This is a genomic window from Pseudomonas sp. S8, from assembly GCF_050473925.1.
Taxonomy (GTDB): Bacteria; Pseudomonadota; Gammaproteobacteria; order Pseudomonadales; family Pseudomonadaceae; genus Aquipseudomonas; species Aquipseudomonas parakoreensis.
On sequence record NZ_JBFDVZ010000016.1, the window covers coordinates 1,037,413 to 1,054,382 of the forward strand.

16 protein-coding genes are annotated in these 16,970 nt (G+C 59.5%); 4 read left to right on the forward strand and 12 right to left on the reverse strand.

The annotated features are described in order from the left end of the window. Positions 1–86: 86 nt before the first annotated feature. Genes gnd through AB1J88_RS06005 form a run of 3 tightly spaced genes read left to right on the forward strand, consistent with a single transcriptional unit; the run spans position 87 to position 3,414 of the window. Positions 87–1,091 carry a phosphogluconate dehydrogenase (NAD(+)-dependent, decarboxylating) gene (gene gnd / locus AB1J88_RS05995; protein ID WP_305809626.1) on the forward strand — a complete coding sequence of 335 codons (1,005 nt, stop codon included), beginning with the start codon at positions 87–89 and terminating at the stop codon, positions 1,089–1,091. Continuing rightward, positions 1,088–2,611 carry a glucose-6-phosphate dehydrogenase gene (gene zwf / locus AB1J88_RS06000; RefSeq protein WP_041064450.1) on the forward strand — a complete coding sequence of 508 codons (1,524 nt, stop codon included), beginning with the start codon at positions 1,088–1,090 and terminating at the stop codon, positions 2,609–2,611. The genes gnd and zwf overlap by 4 nt, the downstream gene beginning before the upstream one ends. Beyond that, positions 2,608–3,414 carry an HAD family hydrolase gene (locus tag AB1J88_RS06005; protein ID WP_430290504.1) on the forward strand — a complete coding sequence of 269 codons (807 nt, stop codon included), beginning with the start codon at positions 2,608–2,610 and terminating at the stop codon, positions 3,412–3,414. The genes zwf and AB1J88_RS06005 overlap by 4 nt, the downstream gene beginning before the upstream one ends. A gap of 102 nt (positions 3,415–3,516) precedes the next feature. On the opposite strand, the gene nhaB is transcribed toward AB1J88_RS06005, so the two are convergent. The 3 genes from nhaB to AB1J88_RS06020 form a co-directional block, all read right to left on the reverse strand. Next, complete coding sequence (gene nhaB / locus AB1J88_RS06010) at positions 3,517–5,019, reverse strand: sodium/proton antiporter NhaB (protein ID WP_086791407.1); 1,503 nt, start codon at positions 5,017–5,019, stop codon at positions 3,517–3,519. Between the two features lie 68 nt (positions 5,020–5,087). Beyond that, positions 5,088–6,377, reverse strand: coding sequence for a hypothetical protein (locus tag AB1J88_RS06015; RefSeq protein WP_222014476.1), 1,290 nt, complete (start codon positions 6,375–6,377; stop codon positions 5,088–5,090). A 278-nt stretch (positions 6,378–6,655) separates the two neighbouring features. After that, the gene (locus AB1J88_RS06020; RefSeq protein WP_041064446.1) at positions 6,656–6,922 is read right to left on the reverse strand and encodes a hypothetical protein; all 267 of its coding nucleotides are present in this window, start codon (positions 6,920–6,922) and stop codon (positions 6,656–6,658) included. Between the two features lie 345 nt (positions 6,923–7,267). On the opposite strand from AB1J88_RS06020, the gene AB1J88_RS06025 reads away from it, so the two are divergent. Next, positions 7,268–8,593 (forward strand): sigma-54 dependent transcriptional regulator, encoded by a 1,326-nt coding sequence (locus AB1J88_RS06025; protein WP_041064445.1) that lies wholly within the window; start codon positions 7,268–7,270, stop codon positions 8,591–8,593. 86 nt (positions 8,594–8,679) lie between these two features. On the opposite strand, the gene AB1J88_RS06030 is transcribed toward AB1J88_RS06025, so the two are convergent. The 9 genes from AB1J88_RS06030 to AB1J88_RS06070 all read right to left on the reverse strand — a co-directional run bounded on the left by AB1J88_RS06030 (position 8,680) and on the right by AB1J88_RS06070 (position 16,887). Further along, the gene (locus AB1J88_RS06030) at positions 8,680–10,002 is read right to left on the reverse strand and encodes a hypothetical protein (RefSeq protein ID WP_108182808.1); all 1,323 of its coding nucleotides are present in this window, start codon (positions 10,000–10,002) and stop codon (positions 8,680–8,682) included. Between the two features lie 45 nt (positions 10,003–10,047). Beyond that, a complete protein-coding gene (locus AB1J88_RS06035) occupies positions 10,048–10,794 on the reverse strand; it encodes a hypothetical protein (RefSeq protein WP_041064441.1) in 747 nt (248 codons plus the stop codon). Positions 10,795–10,838: 44 nt separating this feature from the next. Beyond that, positions 10,839–11,519, reverse strand: a complete 681-nt coding sequence (locus AB1J88_RS06040) for a C39 family peptidase (RefSeq protein ID WP_041064439.1) — start codon at positions 11,517–11,519, stop codon at positions 10,839–10,841. A 63-nt stretch (positions 11,520–11,582) separates the two neighbouring features. After that, complete coding sequence (locus AB1J88_RS06045; RefSeq protein WP_108182807.1) at positions 11,583–12,581, reverse strand: heme utilization protein; 999 nt, start codon at positions 12,579–12,581, stop codon at positions 11,583–11,585. Positions 12,582–12,654: 73 nt separating this feature from the next. After that, positions 12,655–13,230 (reverse strand): hypothetical protein, encoded by a 576-nt coding sequence (locus AB1J88_RS06050; RefSeq protein WP_041064433.1) that lies wholly within the window; start codon positions 13,228–13,230, stop codon positions 12,655–12,657. 1 nt (position 13,231) lies between these two features. Then, positions 13,232–13,681: a hypothetical protein gene (locus AB1J88_RS06055; protein WP_041064432.1), complete on the reverse strand. Its 450-nt coding sequence runs from the start codon at positions 13,679–13,681 to the stop codon at positions 13,232–13,234. Positions 13,682–14,004: 323 nt separating this feature from the next. After that, positions 14,005–14,541 carry an AAA family ATPase gene (locus tag AB1J88_RS06060; protein WP_430292666.1) on the reverse strand — a complete coding sequence of 179 codons (537 nt, stop codon included), beginning with the start codon at positions 14,539–14,541 and terminating at the stop codon, positions 14,005–14,007. After that, positions 14,538–15,101, reverse strand: coding sequence for a nicotinamide riboside transporter PnuC (pnuC, locus tag AB1J88_RS06065; RefSeq protein WP_430290505.1), 564 nt, complete (start codon positions 15,099–15,101; stop codon positions 14,538–14,540). The genes AB1J88_RS06060 and pnuC overlap by 4 nt, the downstream gene beginning before the upstream one ends. 151 nt (positions 15,102–15,252) lie before the next feature. Continuing rightward, positions 15,253–16,887, reverse strand: a complete 1,635-nt coding sequence (locus tag AB1J88_RS06070; RefSeq protein ID WP_108182803.1) for a methyl-accepting chemotaxis protein — start codon at positions 16,885–16,887, stop codon at positions 15,253–15,255. Between the last annotated feature and the right edge of the window lie 83 nt (positions 16,888–16,970).

The window sequence follows — 16,970 nt, forward strand, 5'->3', positions numbered from 1 at the left end:
TCGGGCACAATGCCCGGAAACTTCGGCCCGACGCTCTGGACTAACCTCCATTAGTCGCGTTGGGCTATAACCAATGACACACATTTATTTGTAGTAAGGAGCATCAGCACATGCAACTCGGGATTATTGGACTGGGCCGCATGGGCGGCAATATTGCGCGGCGTCTGATGCTCAACGGTCACACCACCGTTGTTTACGACCGCAATACCGCCTTTGTCGACACCCTGGCCGCCGAGGGCGCCACGGGCGTTGCCGATCTGCCTGCGCTGGTCGCCGGCCTGGCCAAGCCACGTGCCGTGTGGGTCATGCTGCCGGCCGGTGCGCCGACCGAAGACACCATCAACACCCTGAGCGATTTGCTGGAAGCCGGCGACACCATCATCGATGGCGGCAACACCAACTATAAGGATGACATTCGCCGGGCCAAGACCCTCGCCGAAAAAGGCCTGCACTACATCGACGTTGGCACCTCCGGCGGTGTCTGGGGCCTGGAGCGCGGTTACTGCATGATGATCGGCGGCGATGCCGAGACCGTGAACCGTCTGGATCCGCTGTTCGCCGCTCTGGCGCCGGGCATGGGCGAGATTCCGCGCACCAAGGACCGCAAGTCCGAGGATCACCGCGCCGAGCACGGCTACATCCACGCCGGTCCCGCCGGTGCCGGGCACTTCGTGAAGATGATTCACAACGGCATCGAGTACGGCATGATGGCCGCGTTTGCCGAAGGCTTCGACATCCTCAAGACCAAATCCAGCGAACGCCTGCCGGAAGATCAGCGTTTCGACCTGAACGTGGCCGACATCGCTGAAGTCTGGCGTCGTGGCAGCGTCGTTTCCTCGTGGCTGCTCGACCTGACCGCCGACGCACTGGCCAGCGATCCGAAGCTCGACGGGTTCTCCGGTTCGGTGGCGGACAGCGGCGAAGGTCAATGGACCATCGAAGCGGCCATGGAGCAAGCGGTGCCGGTACCGGTGCTGTCCAACTCGCTGTTCTCGCGCTACCGCTCGCGCGGCCAGGGCACGTTTGGCGACAAGATTCTCTCGGCCCAGCGCTTCGGCTTCGGCGGCCACGTGGAGACACCGAAGAAATGACCCATACGATCCGCAGAAAATCCAAGGCAGAACCCGCACCACCGACCACGCTGTTTCTGTTCGGTGCCCACGGCGACCTGGTCAAGCGCTTGCTGATGCCGGCGCTGTACAACCTCAGTCGCGACGGCTTGCTTGACGAAAATCTGCGGATCGTCGGCGTTGATCACAACGCCATTACCGATGAGGCCTTCGCGCAAAAACTCGAAGACTTCATCCGTACCGAAGTGGCGGCGAAAGTCGGCAAGGGCGATCAGATGCTTGATCCGGCCTTGTGGGCCAAGCTCGCCAAAGGTATCAGCTACGTCCAGGGCGACTTCCTGGACGACAGCACCTATTCCGCGCTGGCGGCAAAAATCGCCGACAGTGGCACGGGCAACGCGGTGTTCTACCTGGCCACCGCGCCACGTTTTTTCAGTGAAGTGGTGCGCCGTCTCGGAGCCGCCAAACTGCTCGAAGAAACCCCCGAAGCGTTCAGAAGGGTGGTGATCGAGAAACCGTTTGGTTCCGACCTGCACACTGCCGAAGCCTTGAACGCCTGCCTGCTCAAGGTCATGTCCGAGAAACAGATCTATCGGATCGACCATTATCTGGGCAAGGAAACCGTGCAGAACATTCTGGTCAGCCGGTTCTCCAACAGCTTGTTCGAAGCGTTCTGGAACAACCATTACATCGACCACGTGCAAATCACCGCCGCGGAAACCGTCGGCGTTGAAACCCGTGGCAGTTTTTACGAGCACACCGGTGCGCTGCGCGACATGGTGCCCAATCATCTGTTCCAGTTGTTGGCGATGGTTGCCATGGAGCCGCCGGCCGCGTTTGGCGCTGACGCGGTGCGCGGTGAAAAGGCCAAAGTGGTCGGCGCGATCCGCCCGTGGAGCGTCGAAGAGGCGCGGGCCAATTCGGTACGGGGTCAGTACAGCGCCGGTGAAGTCGATGGCAAAGCGTTGAATGGCTATCGCCAGGAAGCCAACGTGTCGCCTGACAGCAACACCGAAACCTATGTCGCGCTGAAAGTCATGATCGACAACTGGCGCTGGGTGGGCGTGCCGTTCTACCTGCGCACCGGCAAGCGCATGAGCGTGCGCGACACCGAAATCGTCATCTGCTTCAAACCGGCGCCGTATGCGCAGTTCCGCGACACCGAAGTCGATGAACTGCAGCCGACTTATCTGCGTATCCAGATCCAGCCCAACGAAGGCATGTGGTTCGACCTGCTGGCAAAACGGCCGGGACCGGCGTTGAACATGGCCAACATCGAGCTGGGGTTCGCTTACAAGGATTTCTTCGAAATGCAGCCGTCCACCGGTTACGAAACGCTGATCTACGACTGCCTGACCGGCGACCAGACGCTGTTCCAGCGCGCCGACAACATCGAGAACGGCTGGCGCGCGGTGCAACCGTTCCTTGATGCCTGGCAGCAGGACGCGAGCGTGCAGACTTACGCCGCCGGGGAAGACGGTCCACAAGCCGCCAACGATCTGCTGACTCGCGATGGTCGCGTCTGGCATGGTCTGGGATGAGTGAGTCGATCCGTTTTTTATTGAGTGACATGGACGGCACGCTGTTGCTGCCCGATCACAGCCTGAGTCAGCGCACCATCGATGCGGTGCGTTCGCTGCGCGAGGCGGGCGTGTTGTTCAGCCTGGCCACCGGGCGCCCGCCCAAGGCAATGTTGCAGCAGATCGAAGCCTTGGGGGTCGATCTGCCGACCGCCGCCTTCAATGGCGGCACCATCGTCAATCCAGACGGCAGCGTGCTGGTGGCGCATTACCTGCCGGTGCCGACGGCGTTGATTGCTTTGGCGTTGTTCGCCGATCAGCCGGAAGTGGAAATCTGGGTGTTCAGCGGTGGCGACTGGCTGCTCAAGGATCCGCACGGGCCGATGGTGCCGCGCGAACAGCACGGCCTCGGTTATCCGCCGGTGGTGGTCGAGAGTTTCGAGCCGTTTCTGGAGCGCATCGACAAGATCGTCGCGACCAGCAACAACACGGATTTGCTGATTGAACTTGAGGCGCGCCTGCTGCCCAAGGTCAACGGCATGGCTCAGGTGTCGCGTTCGCAGCCGGTTTATCTGGACGTGACGGCGCTGGAGGCCAACAAGGGCACCGCGCTGTCGACGATTGCTGCGCATCTGGGCATCCCGCTGGAGCAGACGGCGGCGATTGGCGATGGCGGTAACGACCCGGCGATGTTCCATTGCGCAGGATTGGCGATAGCCATGGGGCAGGCAGAGGAGGCGGTCAAGCGGCAGGCTGACGTGGTGACCGCGCCAAACACCGAAGATGGCGTAGCCCTGGCGATCGAGAAGTACATCCTCCAGTAACACTTGCAGGAGCTGCCGCAGGCTGCGATCTGTTGATCTTGTTTTTTTATGCAGCAAGATCAACAGATCGCAGCCTGCGGCAGCTCCTGCATGAGGTTGTTGTCAGAGCCAGTAGCTGACGGCATACCAACCCAGCAGGCCCATCACCACGGTGTAGGGCAGCGCCATCCACACCATGCGCCCGTACGAGAGTCGCACCAGCGGGGCAATCGCCGAGGTCAGCAGGAACAGGAACGCAGCCTGACCGTTTGGCGTCGCCACGCTCGGCAGGTTGGTGCCGGTGTTGATCGCGATGGCCAGCGTCTCGAAATGCTCGCGGCTCATGTGCCCGGACAGGAAGGCCTGTTTCACTTCGGTGATGTAGATCGTGGCGACGAACACGTTATCGCTGATCGCCGAGAGCAGACCGTTGGCAATGAATAGCATGCCCGGCTGTTGATCCGCCGGCAGTGCCAGCACCCATTGGATCAACGGGGCAAACAGCTGTTGATCATGAATCACTGCCACCACGGCAAAGAACACCACCAGTAACGCGGTGAACGGCATGGCGTCCTTGAATGCGTTGCCCAGACGGTGTTCGTCGGTGATGCCGGTAAACGCGGTGATCAACACGATCACCATCAGACCGATCAAGCCGACTTCGGCAACGTGAAACGCCAGGCAGCCAATCAGAATCAACGCAGCAGTGCCTTGCACCAGCAGCGCGGCACGCTGACGTGGAGTGCGTTCGGCGTCATCTTCGGCGGCGTAGTTAGCCAGTACAGTACGCACGTTGTCCGGCAACAGGGTGCCGTAGCCAAACCAGCGCAGTTTTTCCAGCAGTACGCAGGTTGCCAGTCCCGCCACCAGCACCGGCAACGAGACCGGTGCGACTTTCTGGAAGAACGCCGCGAAGTGCCAACCCATCTCATGGCCGATCAACAGGTTCTGCGGTTCGCCCACCAGGGTGCAGACGCCGCCAAGTGCGGTGCCCACAGCGCCATGCATCAGCAGGCTGCGCAGAAACGCCCGAAACTGTTCCAGGTCGTCATGGTGCAGCACCGGCAAGTGTCGGTCGTCGCTGAACTCGCTGTCTTGACGCGGATCGTTGCCCGAGGCCACACGGTGGTAAACCGAATAAAAGCCGACGGCCGCGCTGATGATCACCGCCGTCACGGTCAGGGCATCGAGAAACGCCGACAGAAACGCCGAGAGGAAGCAGAACATCAGCGCCAGAATCGCCTTGGAGCGTACGCCCAGCAGCAGCCGCGAGAACAGAAACAGCAGCAGATCCTTCATGAAGTAAATGCCGGCGACCATGAACATCAGCAGCAGGATCACCGGGAAGTTGTGCACCAACTCATCGTATAGCGCCTGCGGCGTGGTCATCTTCAGCAGCAGGGCTTCAATCAACAACAAGCCGCCGGGCATCAACGGATAGCACTTGAGGGCCATGGCCAGTGTGAAAATGAATTCGATCACCAGCAGCCAGCCAGCGGCGACCGGGCCGACGGTAAATAGCACCACGGCATTGAGGATCAGGAACCCGACGATGCACGCCTTGTACCAGCGGGGCGAATGCCCGAGGAAATTATGCGCGAAGGCCTGGGCCAGTGAACCGGACATCGGTTGCTCCTTGTATTAAGAAGCGCGCAAAGTGCCGCAAGTGACTGGCAAGTTCAAGTCTCGGGGGTTTATTGATTCAGATAGCGGGCAACCATGGCCCGGTAGTTGCCGTCCAGAGAATAGCCGCCGACCAGGATGTGTCCATCGGCCTGCACCGCCAGTGAGTTGGCGATATCCAGGCTGCGTCCCAGTCGCGTGCGCAACCAGCCGTGGCCGTTACCGAACTCGCGGTCGAGTTGGCCGTCGGCCAGATAGCGCGCGACGATGAAATCGGCCTCGATACCGCCAATCGTCGCGCCCACCGCGATGATGCGGCCATCGGTCATGCACTGCGCCGCGCTCCACTGACAGCCACTGGGACCGATCTCCAGCAGATGCGGGTGGCCGGCATTGTTGCGCAACTCCGGGCGACCGTTGGGGTGCAGGCTCAGCGCCATGCAGCGGATCGGGTCGCGGCTGCTGCCAAAGCAGTGCAGGTGTTCCATCGAATGCAGCACCTGACTGACCATCGCGCTTTGTCCGTGGGCCTTGAAGGCGAGGAAACCGTCCACCGCGAAGCGCTCATCCAGACGTCCGTCAGGTAGATAACGTGCCACCAGACCTTCCTGAGGAAAGTCGATGGCGCCGGCAACGATGATGCGCCCATCCTCTTGCAGCAGCAGGCTGTTGAGCCAGGTGTTGAGCAGCAGGTGACGGATCATCACGAATCCACGGCCATTGAAGCCGGGATCGAGGGTGCCGTTTGGAGTCAGACGAATCAGCATGCCGGCATGGTCGGCCAATTCGAAGTGGTGATTGGCGATCAACAGAATGTGCCCGTCGTCCTGCACCGCGAAGTCGCATGCTTCGGCCCCCGGCACTCCGGGCGGAAGCCAGCTATCCCGAGAGCCGACGGACAGGTCACCCGGCAGGCGCACGACTTGTCGACCATTGTCGCCAAACGATGGGTCAGGCAAGCCGTCAGCCGTGAATCGGGCTAAGGCGGGCAGGGTACGGTGAGCGTTTTCATAATGCAGACCGGCCAGCAGAATGCGTCCGTCTGGCAACACTTGGACCTTTGCGCCCATGGCTTCGAATCCGGGGGCGAATTCGCCGATCACACTGCCTTGAGCGCCGAAGCCGAGATCGGCAGAACCGTCGGGAAGCATTCGCGCCAGCCCAAAACGGCTGCCATCGGCAGTGCCAATCTTTGCAGCCACCAACACCCGCCCTTGTGGATCCAGAGCCAGGCCTTGAGTCATGCTCGACACGCTGCCGGCGAAATACACTTGAGCAATGCCGGAGTGGGCAAAATCTCTGTCGAGTTGCCCGGCGTTAGTCTTTGGCGGCGGGAGCGCAATGGCGTTCTCGGGGGACATGCATGCTTCTCCTTGCAAGTTGACCAAGCCCGAATCGGGCGGGTAACTGCATGAGCGAAACATTCAATCCCTGAATACGCCGAAGTACAACTGACATAACTAACAGGTGGAGGGTCGCACTGTGCCAGAACAGTGTCTTTTTGAACCAAATGAAAGCCTGCCAAGCAGTGTCGCCTGACGCTTTAAGGAAAGTTGTACAAAAGTACTGGAGATAAACAGCAACAGATCAATAAAAAGAGCGGGGCGGACGACTGGAAGTCGTCCGCATTACCTTCTGATCAGTGCGGCATCGACCACGATTGCAACAGGTAACCTTCTTCGCTGAGTTCGGCGCGTGCCTGCTGCAGCAGTTGTTCCAGTTGCGCCGGATCGGAGTAAGCGCTGCTTGGAATCTGCTTGCGGCCGATATGCGAATTGGTACGGTCGATGACGGTCAGGTTCAGTTCGCCGTTGCCGTCTTGTGGGGCCCAGGCCACGCACTGGAAAGGTTTAAATGCGTGGTTGGCAATCAAAAGAGCTTCGTTGATACGGAGCGGGGCGGTCATGGGGTCTTCTCTCTGTCGTGCCCAATCAAGTGATGTGCCGTCGGTTGGGCTTACCGTTCGGCTGGTTACTTGTACTGATGCACGCAACCCCGAAGCAGGTCACACACGAAACGGAGAAATTTCAACTTTATTGCTTATGCTCAAGATTTCGACAGTTTTTGAAAGCCTGGCGAAAGAGAGCAACTCGATAGCTAACTAATAACCCGGTTTCTTATAACTCATTAGCTTGTACACCTATAAGCAATCGATACAAGCCCCTGTCAATTTCTTGCTAATGTTACAGTCGGGTCTGCCAAATGACTGTTTTTACAATAATTTCCTTAAATTTGGCGCCAAGGAACAGTCATGATCGAAGCGCCAGCGTTACGACGTTTATTGGTAGTCGACCCCTGTGACGACTGCCACCGCCTGTTACCCGGATTGCGCGCGGTCGGCTGGGATGTCGACAGCTGTACCCTGGAAAATGCCGCCGATCGGCCATGCGACGTCGGCCTGCTCAGATTGCAACCTTTTCACCTCGAGCGCCCGGAAGCCGTCAAGGAACTGATCAGCCGCAGCGGCACCGAGTGGATCGCGGTGTTGAATCAGGAGGTCCTGCGGTTGCAAAACGTTGGCGACTTCGTCTGCGAATGGTTCTTCGATTTCCATACATTGCCGTTCGATGTCTCGCGGGTCCAGGTGACCCTTGGGCGCGCGTTTGGCATGGCGCGTTTGCGTGGACAAGGCACGATTCATGTCGATCAGCCGGAACACGAGTTGCTCGGCGACAGCAAGCCGATCCGCGAGCTGCGAAAACTGTTGAGCAAACTGGCGCCGACCGAGTCCCCGGTACTGATCCGCGGTGAAAGCGGTACCGGCAAAGAACTGGTTGCGCGCACGCTGCACCGCCAGTCCCAGCGCCACAGCAAGCCGTTTGTGGCGATCAATTGCGGGGCGATTCCCGAACACTTGATTCAGTCCGAACTGTTTGGCCACGAAAAAGGTGCCTTTACCGGTGCACATCAGCGCAAGGTCGGGCGCATCGAAGCAGCCAACGGTGGCACACTGTTTCTCGATGAAATCGGTGATTTGCCGCTGGAATTGCAGGCCAACCTCCTGCGTTTCCTGCAGGAGAAACACATTGAGCGTGTCGGTGGCAGCCAGCCGATTCCGGTGGATGTGCGCGTCCTCGCGGCCACCCACGTCGACCTGGAAGCCGCCATCGAGAAAAAACGCTTTCGCGAAGACCTGTATTACCGTCTCAATGTGCTGCAAGTGGTGACCGCGCCATTACGCGAGCGACACGGTGATCTGTCGATGCTGGCCAACCACTTTTCTCATTTCTACAGTCATGAAACCGGCCGCCGTCCACGCAGCTTCAGCGAGGATGCGTTGATCGCCATGGGCAAGCACGACTGGCCGGGTAACGTGCGCGAGCTGGCCAATCGCGTGCGACGGGGCCTGGTGCTGGCGGAGGGGCGGCAAATTGAAGCCCGGGACTTGGGGTTGATCAGTCAGCACTCAATCGCCACGCCGATGGGCACGCTTGAAGACTACAAGACCCGGGCCGAACGCCAGGCCTTGTGCGATGTATTGAACCGGCACAGCGACAACCTCAGCGTCGCGGCGAAAGTGCTTGGGGTCTCCCGGCCAACGTTTTATCGCCTGCTGCACAAACATCAGATTCGCTAGAAACCAAAGATCAAAAGATCGCAGCCTGCGACGACTCCTACAGTTGTAATCCCTGTAGGAGCTGCCGCAGGCTGCGATCTTTCGCTTTAGAAGTAGTACGGGAATTTCAGGCTGAAGGAGAAGTCCGGGGCATCCGGGGTCATGCCGATCGACAGGTTGGGTACGATGGTCAGGTTGTCCGTGGCGGCAATGGTCATGCCGACGTTGAAGTAACCCGCGTTGGCGTCACTGGACACCACCGATTGCCAATCCCCGCCATCGGGTTTGAGTTTACTGCGGCGTTGCACCAGATCAGACATCGAAAACGACATACTCATCTTTTCGTTCAGTGCAAACGCGATACCGGCGCCGATCTGGAAGCTGTCGCCAATGCTGACCTTGCCCGGCGTTTTCTGATTGACGGTGGCACTGATGTCGTCGAACGACTCCTCCAGGTTGTGGGTGTAGGACAGGCTGCCGAACAACACGGCTGGGTCGAACGTCTTGACCAGCGAAACCCCGGGGGTGATCGACCAGACGCCGTTACCGGTGGGCAAGGTATCAGGCACGAACAGGTTGGAGTTGGCATCGGTCTGGCGCAATTTGATCCCGAACGGATCCTTGCCGGTTGGCGCCTTGACTCGCAGGGTGACCACGGCGTCCGGGGTGTTGACCGACTCGTCGAGGAACTTGTAGGCGATACCGAAGTTGACGTCGCCGATGGTTGGATCACGCGAAACATCCTGTTCCGTCGTGACGTTCGATGCACCACCGTTGCCGCCGCCGGACTGGTAGGTCGACTCGCGGTAGACCACCGGTACGTTGACGTCGAACTGCCAGCGGTTGTCGAAGTTGTAGCGGCCGGTCAGGTCCAGCGTCCAGGTGTCGGCCTTGATCCGGTCTAGGTTGATGTTGCCCAGAAAGATCGAGTCCAGTGCGAGGAAGCCGTTGAGGATCAGCTGCCGGGTGTCGTAACGCGAGTAGGTCACACCGGTTTCAAAGCTGAATTTGCCACCACCGAAGAAGCCGCTGGCCTCGTCGTAGAGGTTTGACACACTCTGTGCCGGTTGCGAATCGTCGGCCAGCGACTGGCCGTAAGACGCGCCACTGCCCCCTGCTGCGCCCCCCGACGCTGCTGCCGCCCCAGTCCCGGGCGCGCCGGTGCTGGTAGCGACTTTTGGATTGCCTTTCATGTCAGACGGCGACTTGGCCAGCCGTTTGGGTTGCGGCGCTGCCGGTTGATCTTCAACCTGACGGACCCGTTGTTCGAGCACCGCCAGGGCCTTTTGTTGTACTTCGTATCGTTGCTTCAGCTCCAGAAGTTCCTGTTTCAGGGTCTCCACATCTGCGTCGGGTGCTGCTTGCAGCATCGCCGCAGGTAGAAGAGTACTCAGACATACAGCGGCACGCAGTGATACTGATCGATACATGAATAAGCCGTCCCTTTAAGCCCAATGATCGAGACTCAGCGTAGTTCAATATCCGATATTGCGTAGTGCCCTGAGTTGAGTCAGGTTGCAGTCCAGTGCGCCGGGGCTGATGCCGTTATTGTTAAGTACAACATTGAGTTGGGTCATGTTGTTGACCACGTTGGCGCTGCCCAGCAGGCGCGTGTTCTGCAGCAGGCCACCCTGGGCGATTTGTTGCAGGGCGGTGCCCTGATTTCCCGAGGCCTGGATCGCCATTTGCACGCCACTGCTGCTGGCCGAAACGGCGACGTTGCCAGCGGCATTGCTGGCACCGATGGTTTGCCCGGCGATCAGGGCCTGACCTTGTGCGGGGGCCAGTGGAGGAGGGGTGTTGGCCTCTTTTACGTTGATCGCCACATTGTTGTTGGCGGTGTTGCCGTCGCCGGCGGCGCGCACGCTTTGGGTCACGCCCTGGCTGCTGTTGAGTGCCGCACCACCAATGACATTGCCAGTACCCGGCGTTGGGGTGCTGCCGTTGCCCTGTTCCTTGATGGTCGAGACATAAAATTCCGGTTTGATCGTGGCGGCCTGGATTTGCATCGACGTCGCAGCGCCGATCAGATCACCGCTGGCGTTGCGCCAGGTACTGCTCATGACAATGCCGAAGCTGATGATCCGCCCCGGCATGACGTAACGACCCCGAAGCTGTGACAGCTCCTGATCCTGGATTTCGATAGGTTTGAACCCTGCATTGGCATAGCCTGACGCGCTCGCTGCCAGGCAGGCGGCGGCCAGCCAGTATGAGGTTTTCATCTGCTGCTCCCGGGACATCCAGCCCCATTCTTTATAATCGGCGATTAAAAGAAGTCGCTCTGTATGAACCCGAAGTCCATCAATTCAGCATCTTTGACAGGGTTGAAGTTATCCAGCTTGTTCTTGGCCGTCAGCGGAGTCGGTGGTGAGCGCAATGCATTGGTTTTGTCATAACCGGGGCCGACGATGGCGAAGACGATGCCGTTCCAACCTTTGACAAAGTCATCATGGGTGTAGCGTTTGTGGCCTAAGACGGGATCTCCGATGTAAACCCAATCCTTGTCCGAACGCTGCAGTACCACGAAATGCTTGTAGCCGCGAATTTCCAACAGTACCACCACCGGGATTGTGACTGCGTCGAGCTTCTCCGGTGGAATCTTGTAACCCCTGGCGCGCATGCCGATGCTTTCTACGTAGCGCTTCATGTCCAGCATGGAAAAACCCTGAGTGCGAACAAGGTCCTGGTCGGCGTTGACCAGCATGCCTTTGATGATGTGCTCCTCATCGACGTCGAGCCAATAGGCCTGGCGCAATACCGTGGCCAGTGCGGCGGCGCCGCAGCTGAAATCGGTTTTCTGTTCGACAATGTCGGCAAACTTGCGCTCACGGATACTTTGCACGTTTTTGTAGACGAGTACGCCGCCGGGCAGGGCAGCGACGGGCATCTGGGCAGCCTGGGTCAGGCCGGACAGGCAAAGCAGGGCGATAAAGGCAGTCTTACGCATGATCGATACGCCTTTGCGGACTGAGGAAAAGCCCCGTTTCCGGGGCTTTCGTTTCGATCGCGATTACATGCAGGCTTTGCAACCTGCAGCGATGGACAGCGAGTTGCTTTGTTGGTTGCCCACACCGGAGGCGTTGTTGAAGCCACCGTTGCCCGACCAGTTGTTGCCTACGTTGGTCATGCTGGCAGTGTTGGTGACAGGGTTTTTCCAGCCGTCTGGGGTCAGCACTTGTTGAGTGGTCACACCCGCCAGGCCGAAGGCACCGACAGCTTCGAAGGTAGCTTTTTGATCTTTGCTACCGCCATTGCCGCCATGGCCTCTGTCGTCATTGCCGTAACCGCCACCGCCGTGGCTGTCACCCTTGATGGTCGCTTCGCCCACGGCGCCGAATACGCCGACGGCGGCGACAGTGCCAGTGAGGGTATCTTTCTTGAAGGTCTGAGTGCCGTTGTTGCCGACTTGCAGACCGGTAGTGCTTTGGTTGGCAGCGGCAGCGGCTTGCGCTACACGGCCACCGGACACAGCGATTGCCAGGTTGTTTTTCTGTTGGTTGAAGTTGCCGGCAGCGTTGTTCACGCCGATGTTACCCGAGCCACTGTTGCCGACGTTGTTCATGCCGGCGTTGTTAGTGGTGGAGTAGTTGCCAACGGTGTTGTTGCTGTTGACTTGAGTGGCGCTGGAAGCGGACACCGCAGAGCCGAAGATGAAGCTTTCGTCGGCAGTTGCCAGTGCAGCGGCGTTGTCTTGCTGGTTGCCGTCACCGGCCACGTTGTTTGCGCCGACGTTACCGTTGGCGCCGTTGAGCGAGCCGCTGATGCCGGCGTTGTTTTGAGTGCCCTGGTTCAGGACGGTGTTGTCGGCATTGTTCTGCACGTCGAGTACTGCGGCACCGGCACCTGCGCCGATTTGCAGCAGTTCTTCCAGGGTAGGGCCTTTTGGTGGAGGAGGGTTGTGACCGTGACCACCATTGTTACCATGATCATTACCGCCTGCTTGAGCCGCCATTGCCATTACTGCTGCAAGTGCGAAAACCAGTGGTTTGAGAGCCATTGTAGTTTTCATGGTGTTTCTCCATCGTGCTTATTAGTTGGTTAAGTGTTGGTACTTTCTAATTGCACTGCTTTTGTTGTTTGGGTCAGTCAGCGACCCGGATGCTCAGGGTGTTAGCCATACGGTTCCCCACCCCGGCACTCTGGTTCACCTGGATTACCCCTCGGCTGCCGGTGAAGGCCTGATCACTTGTCGTGACCTGGCGACTGCCGGGTGAGGTACCAGTTGCTCCTGAGCTCGGTAAAAGCGCCACGTTCTGTTGCGACAGGGCGCTGTCGTCAACGCTCTGCGGGGCAGCACTGATGCTGACGCGCGTCACGTTGGCCATCTGATTGTTGGCCCCGGCACCCTGGTTCACGCCCAGGATCCCGTTGCCATTACTGAAAGAGGTGCCGCCAATGGTGGCGCTGGCGTTCATCGACGGGTTGGCAGGGGTATCCAGCTTTTGCCTGACGATGGTTGTCGCGCTGGCGTTGGTGCCGATGGCGATCGCTTTGGTATTGGTCTGTTGCATCTGGTCGCCAGCGGCCTGGTTGACGTTGAAGTTGCCGCGGTACTGCACACCGGTGTCCTGAATGTCGGCGTTGTTGACTGACCCGGGCTCGGCGGCCATGGCGCTGGCGCAGCCGAAGAGAGCAAGCAGCAGCAGGGAACGATTCATCTCATTGACCTCCAGCCATGCGGGTCAGCGGTGCCAGACCGGTACTCAACGAGCGATTGATCGTGTTGGAGATCGTGCCGCCACCGCCGCCACCATGACCGGCACTCATGCCTGGCAGGCCGTTGGGGTTGGTGAGCACATTCATGCCGGGCATGTCCGAGTTCGGCGTGATCATGTTGCTGCGGATCGAAGCGCCACTGGCGACACTGGCGAACTCACCGTCACTGAGTTCGGTGCTGGTCATTGCTTGATGGATTCGATCGGAAGGGTTGGCATTGACCGTGGTGGGATAGGGGTCTTTGCCACCGCTGCGTCCGATTGGAATGGGCTGGACATCGCGGTTGAGAACGATCACGCCATTGCCTTCGGCCTGAACGTTGAAACTGATGAAAGTGCTGGCGGCTGATCCAATCAGCAGAAGGCAGGTCAGGCCTTTATTGAAATTCCCCACGGCGGCAATTCCTTCTTCAGTGGGCTGGCTCTTGTCAGCGTTGGGAAGGAGAGAGCGAAAGCTGTGCCGCTTTTGAGTTGTTGTTGATTTTCAACAGGTTGGCGATGGGCCGCGCAGGGTTGATACAGAAGCTGTTTCAACGCTGAAACAGTCGTGCAGACGCCCACAGGTTGCATGGCGGCGCAAAGCTCTGGGACAAGGGTTTGCCGGGGACTGTTTCACTGGCGAAACAGATGTCCCGACAAAATGATGAAGGCCACTGAACTGGCCGCTTTGCGCGCAGGGAGGTGTTTCAGGAATGGACACTTTCGTCCTGAACGGAGCTATTCGATGGATCCATCAGCCAATAACCGGTCGACGGCTTCAAAGGCCTGAACGCGGCGTTGATCCCAATCGCCCTGAATGATCTGCAACGGCTGCTTGTGCTGTTCCAGCCAGTCGCGGGTGGCCTGAAAGAACGCCAGGCGTGCGCTCAGTTGGGGCTGGCAACGTTGGCCGTCATCCGTCCAGTCGATCTGCTCCGGCGACAACAGCAGGTGCAAGTCGTAATGCCGCGCCAGCAGCTGGGGCTCCAGCCATATCGGGCAGTCGCCGAACAGGGTACGGCTCCACAGGATGTTGCTCAGCAAATGGGTGTCGAGAATCAGCAACTGCGGTTGCTGCGTCCGCGCCTGATCTTCCCACTGCAACTGCCCGCGAGCGATAGCGGGGACGTCGTCGAGGCAGGTATCACGAGGGTTTTGCTCGATGAACCAGCGTACGTATTCGTCCACCCGCAGGCCGCCGAAGTGCTCCTGTAGGCCAGCGGCCAGCCAGCTCTTGCCGGTGGATTCCGGGCCGGTGAGGACAACCACCTTCATCGCTGCAACGCCGGATCGGCGCGCCATTCTCGCCAGCCTTGCACCGCAATCAGGGTGAACAGGGCATACAGCGCGGCGGTGAGGTACAGGCCCTTGTAAAGAAACAGGCCGACGAAAATCACATCCAGCACGAACCACAGCGCCCAGCATTGCAGGCGTTTCTGCGCCATCCAGAGTTGTGCGACGAGGCTGAAAGCAGTCAGTGCGGCATCAAGCCATGGCTGCGCGGCGTCGGTCCAGTGCGCCATGGCCGCGCCCAGCAGCAGGCTGCCCAGTGCGCCGACACTCAGGCCGAACAGGATCGAGCGCCGATCCAGACGCGTGACCTCGCGTCCGTCATGCATTGTCCCGGCGCGGGTCCATTGCCACCAACCGTAGACTTGCAGCGCGGCGTAGATCACTTGCAGCAACATGTCCGAGTACAGCTTCACGTCATAGAAAATCCAGCTGTACAGCAACACCATGACCAGGCCGATCGGCCAGCACCATGGATTCTGTTTGACCGTCAGCCACACGGCAATCACACCGAGGGCGGCGGCAAACAGTTCAAGCCCGGACATGGGGGTTCCTTGGGGGAGTGCAAGAAGGGGCGCAATTGTACCCAAAAACCTGTGGGAGCGAGCTTGCTCGCGAAAGCGTTTTATCAGTAACGACTCTATCGACTGACACCAAGCCTTCGCGAGCAAGCTCGCTCCCACAGAGGGGGTTAGGTCAGACGCGGAACTGGCGCAGAAGCTGGTTCAGCTGTTCACTCAATTGCCCCAGCTTCACGCTCGCCGCACTTGACTGCTCCGCCGCCAGCGCAGTGCTGTGAGACAGGCCGGCCGCCTGTGTGACGTTCTGGTTGATGTCCTCGACCACATGCGCCTGTTGCAGCGTCGCGCTGGCAATCGAGGCGTTCAGACCGTTGAGATTACGCAGCGCCTGGCCGATGGCATTCAGGCTCGCGCCGGCCAGTCCCGCCTGCTCGATGGTCAGTTGCGAGGCCTTGCTGCTGTCACCGATGACCTTCACGGCCGCTTCGGAATGGTTCTGCAGGCGCTCGATCATGGTCTGGATTTCCGCCGTCGACTTTTGCGTGCGCTGCGCCAGCAGCCGCACTTCATCGGCCACCACCGCAAAGCCCCGGCCCTGTTCACCGGCACGGGCCGCTTCGATGGCCGCGTTGAGGGCCAGCAAGTTGGTCTGCTCGGCAATCGAGCGGATCACCTCCAGCACACTGCCGATCTGCGTGCTTTCAGCGGCGAGGGTGCGGATCACTTCGACCGCTTGGTCAATGGTGCCGGACAGTCTGTCGATCTGTTGCAGGCTGCCGTCGATGTTGATCTGGCCCTGCTGCGCCTGAGCTTCGGCATCGCGCATTTCCGCGGCAGCATGTTCGGCATTCTTCGCTACGTCCTGTACGCCGTAGGTGACTTCGTTGATCGCGGTCGCCACCAGCTCCATCTGCTGCGATTGCTGCTGGCTGCGTTGCTGGGCCTGGGTCGCATCGTTGCCCAGTTCGCTGGACGATTGGCCCAGCGCGCTGGCCGAGATCTGCAGGTCACCGATGACCCGGCGCAACTTGGCGGTGAAGGCGTTGAAGTGATGCGCCAGCTGCGTGACTTCGTCTTGGCCGTGGGTATCGAGGCTGCGCGTCAGGTCACTTTCGCCGCTGGCGATATTGGCCATGGCGTTCACGGTTTCCTGCAACGGACGCACGATGCTGCGAGCAATCAAAATCACCAGCAGGGCCATGATCAGCGCAATCGCCAGGCCGATTACCGAGGCCTTGATCAACTGACCGCGAAACTCGCTCTGCACATCATCGACGTAAACGCCGGAACCAAGGATCCAGCCCCACGGCTCGAACAGTTTTACATAGGACGTTTTCGCGACCGGTTCGCTGGCGCCGGGCTTCGGCCAGCGGTAATCGACCATGCCCGCGCCTTTGCTTTTGGCGATCGCGACCATCTCGTTGAATACCGCAAAACCGTCCGGATCGCGGATCGCCGAGAGGTTCTGGCCTTCGAGTTTGGGGTTGGTCGGGTGCATGACCATCACGGGGGTGAGGTCGTTGATCCAGAAGTAGTCGCTCTGGTCGTAGCGCAGTCCGCGAATGGCGGTCAGTGCCTGCTTCTGTGCGGCGTCGCGGGTGAGGGTGCCGGCGGTTTCCAGGTCGTGGTAGTAGCTCAGCAAGCCGCTCGCGGTCTGCACCACGTGCTGGGTTTTCTGCGCCTTGGCGTGGTAGAGGTCATCGTGGATCTGCTTGAGCATCAACACACCCAAGGTCAACAACATGACCACGGCCACAATCAAAATGAGCCACAAGCGTCGGCTGATCGACACACTGCGCAAGCTGTTCATAACGCTGCCACTCCGATTTCTTTTTCTTGTAATAAATCAACGCCAGCATCCAACCACGTTTGAGTGGTCGGGCATACGCGACC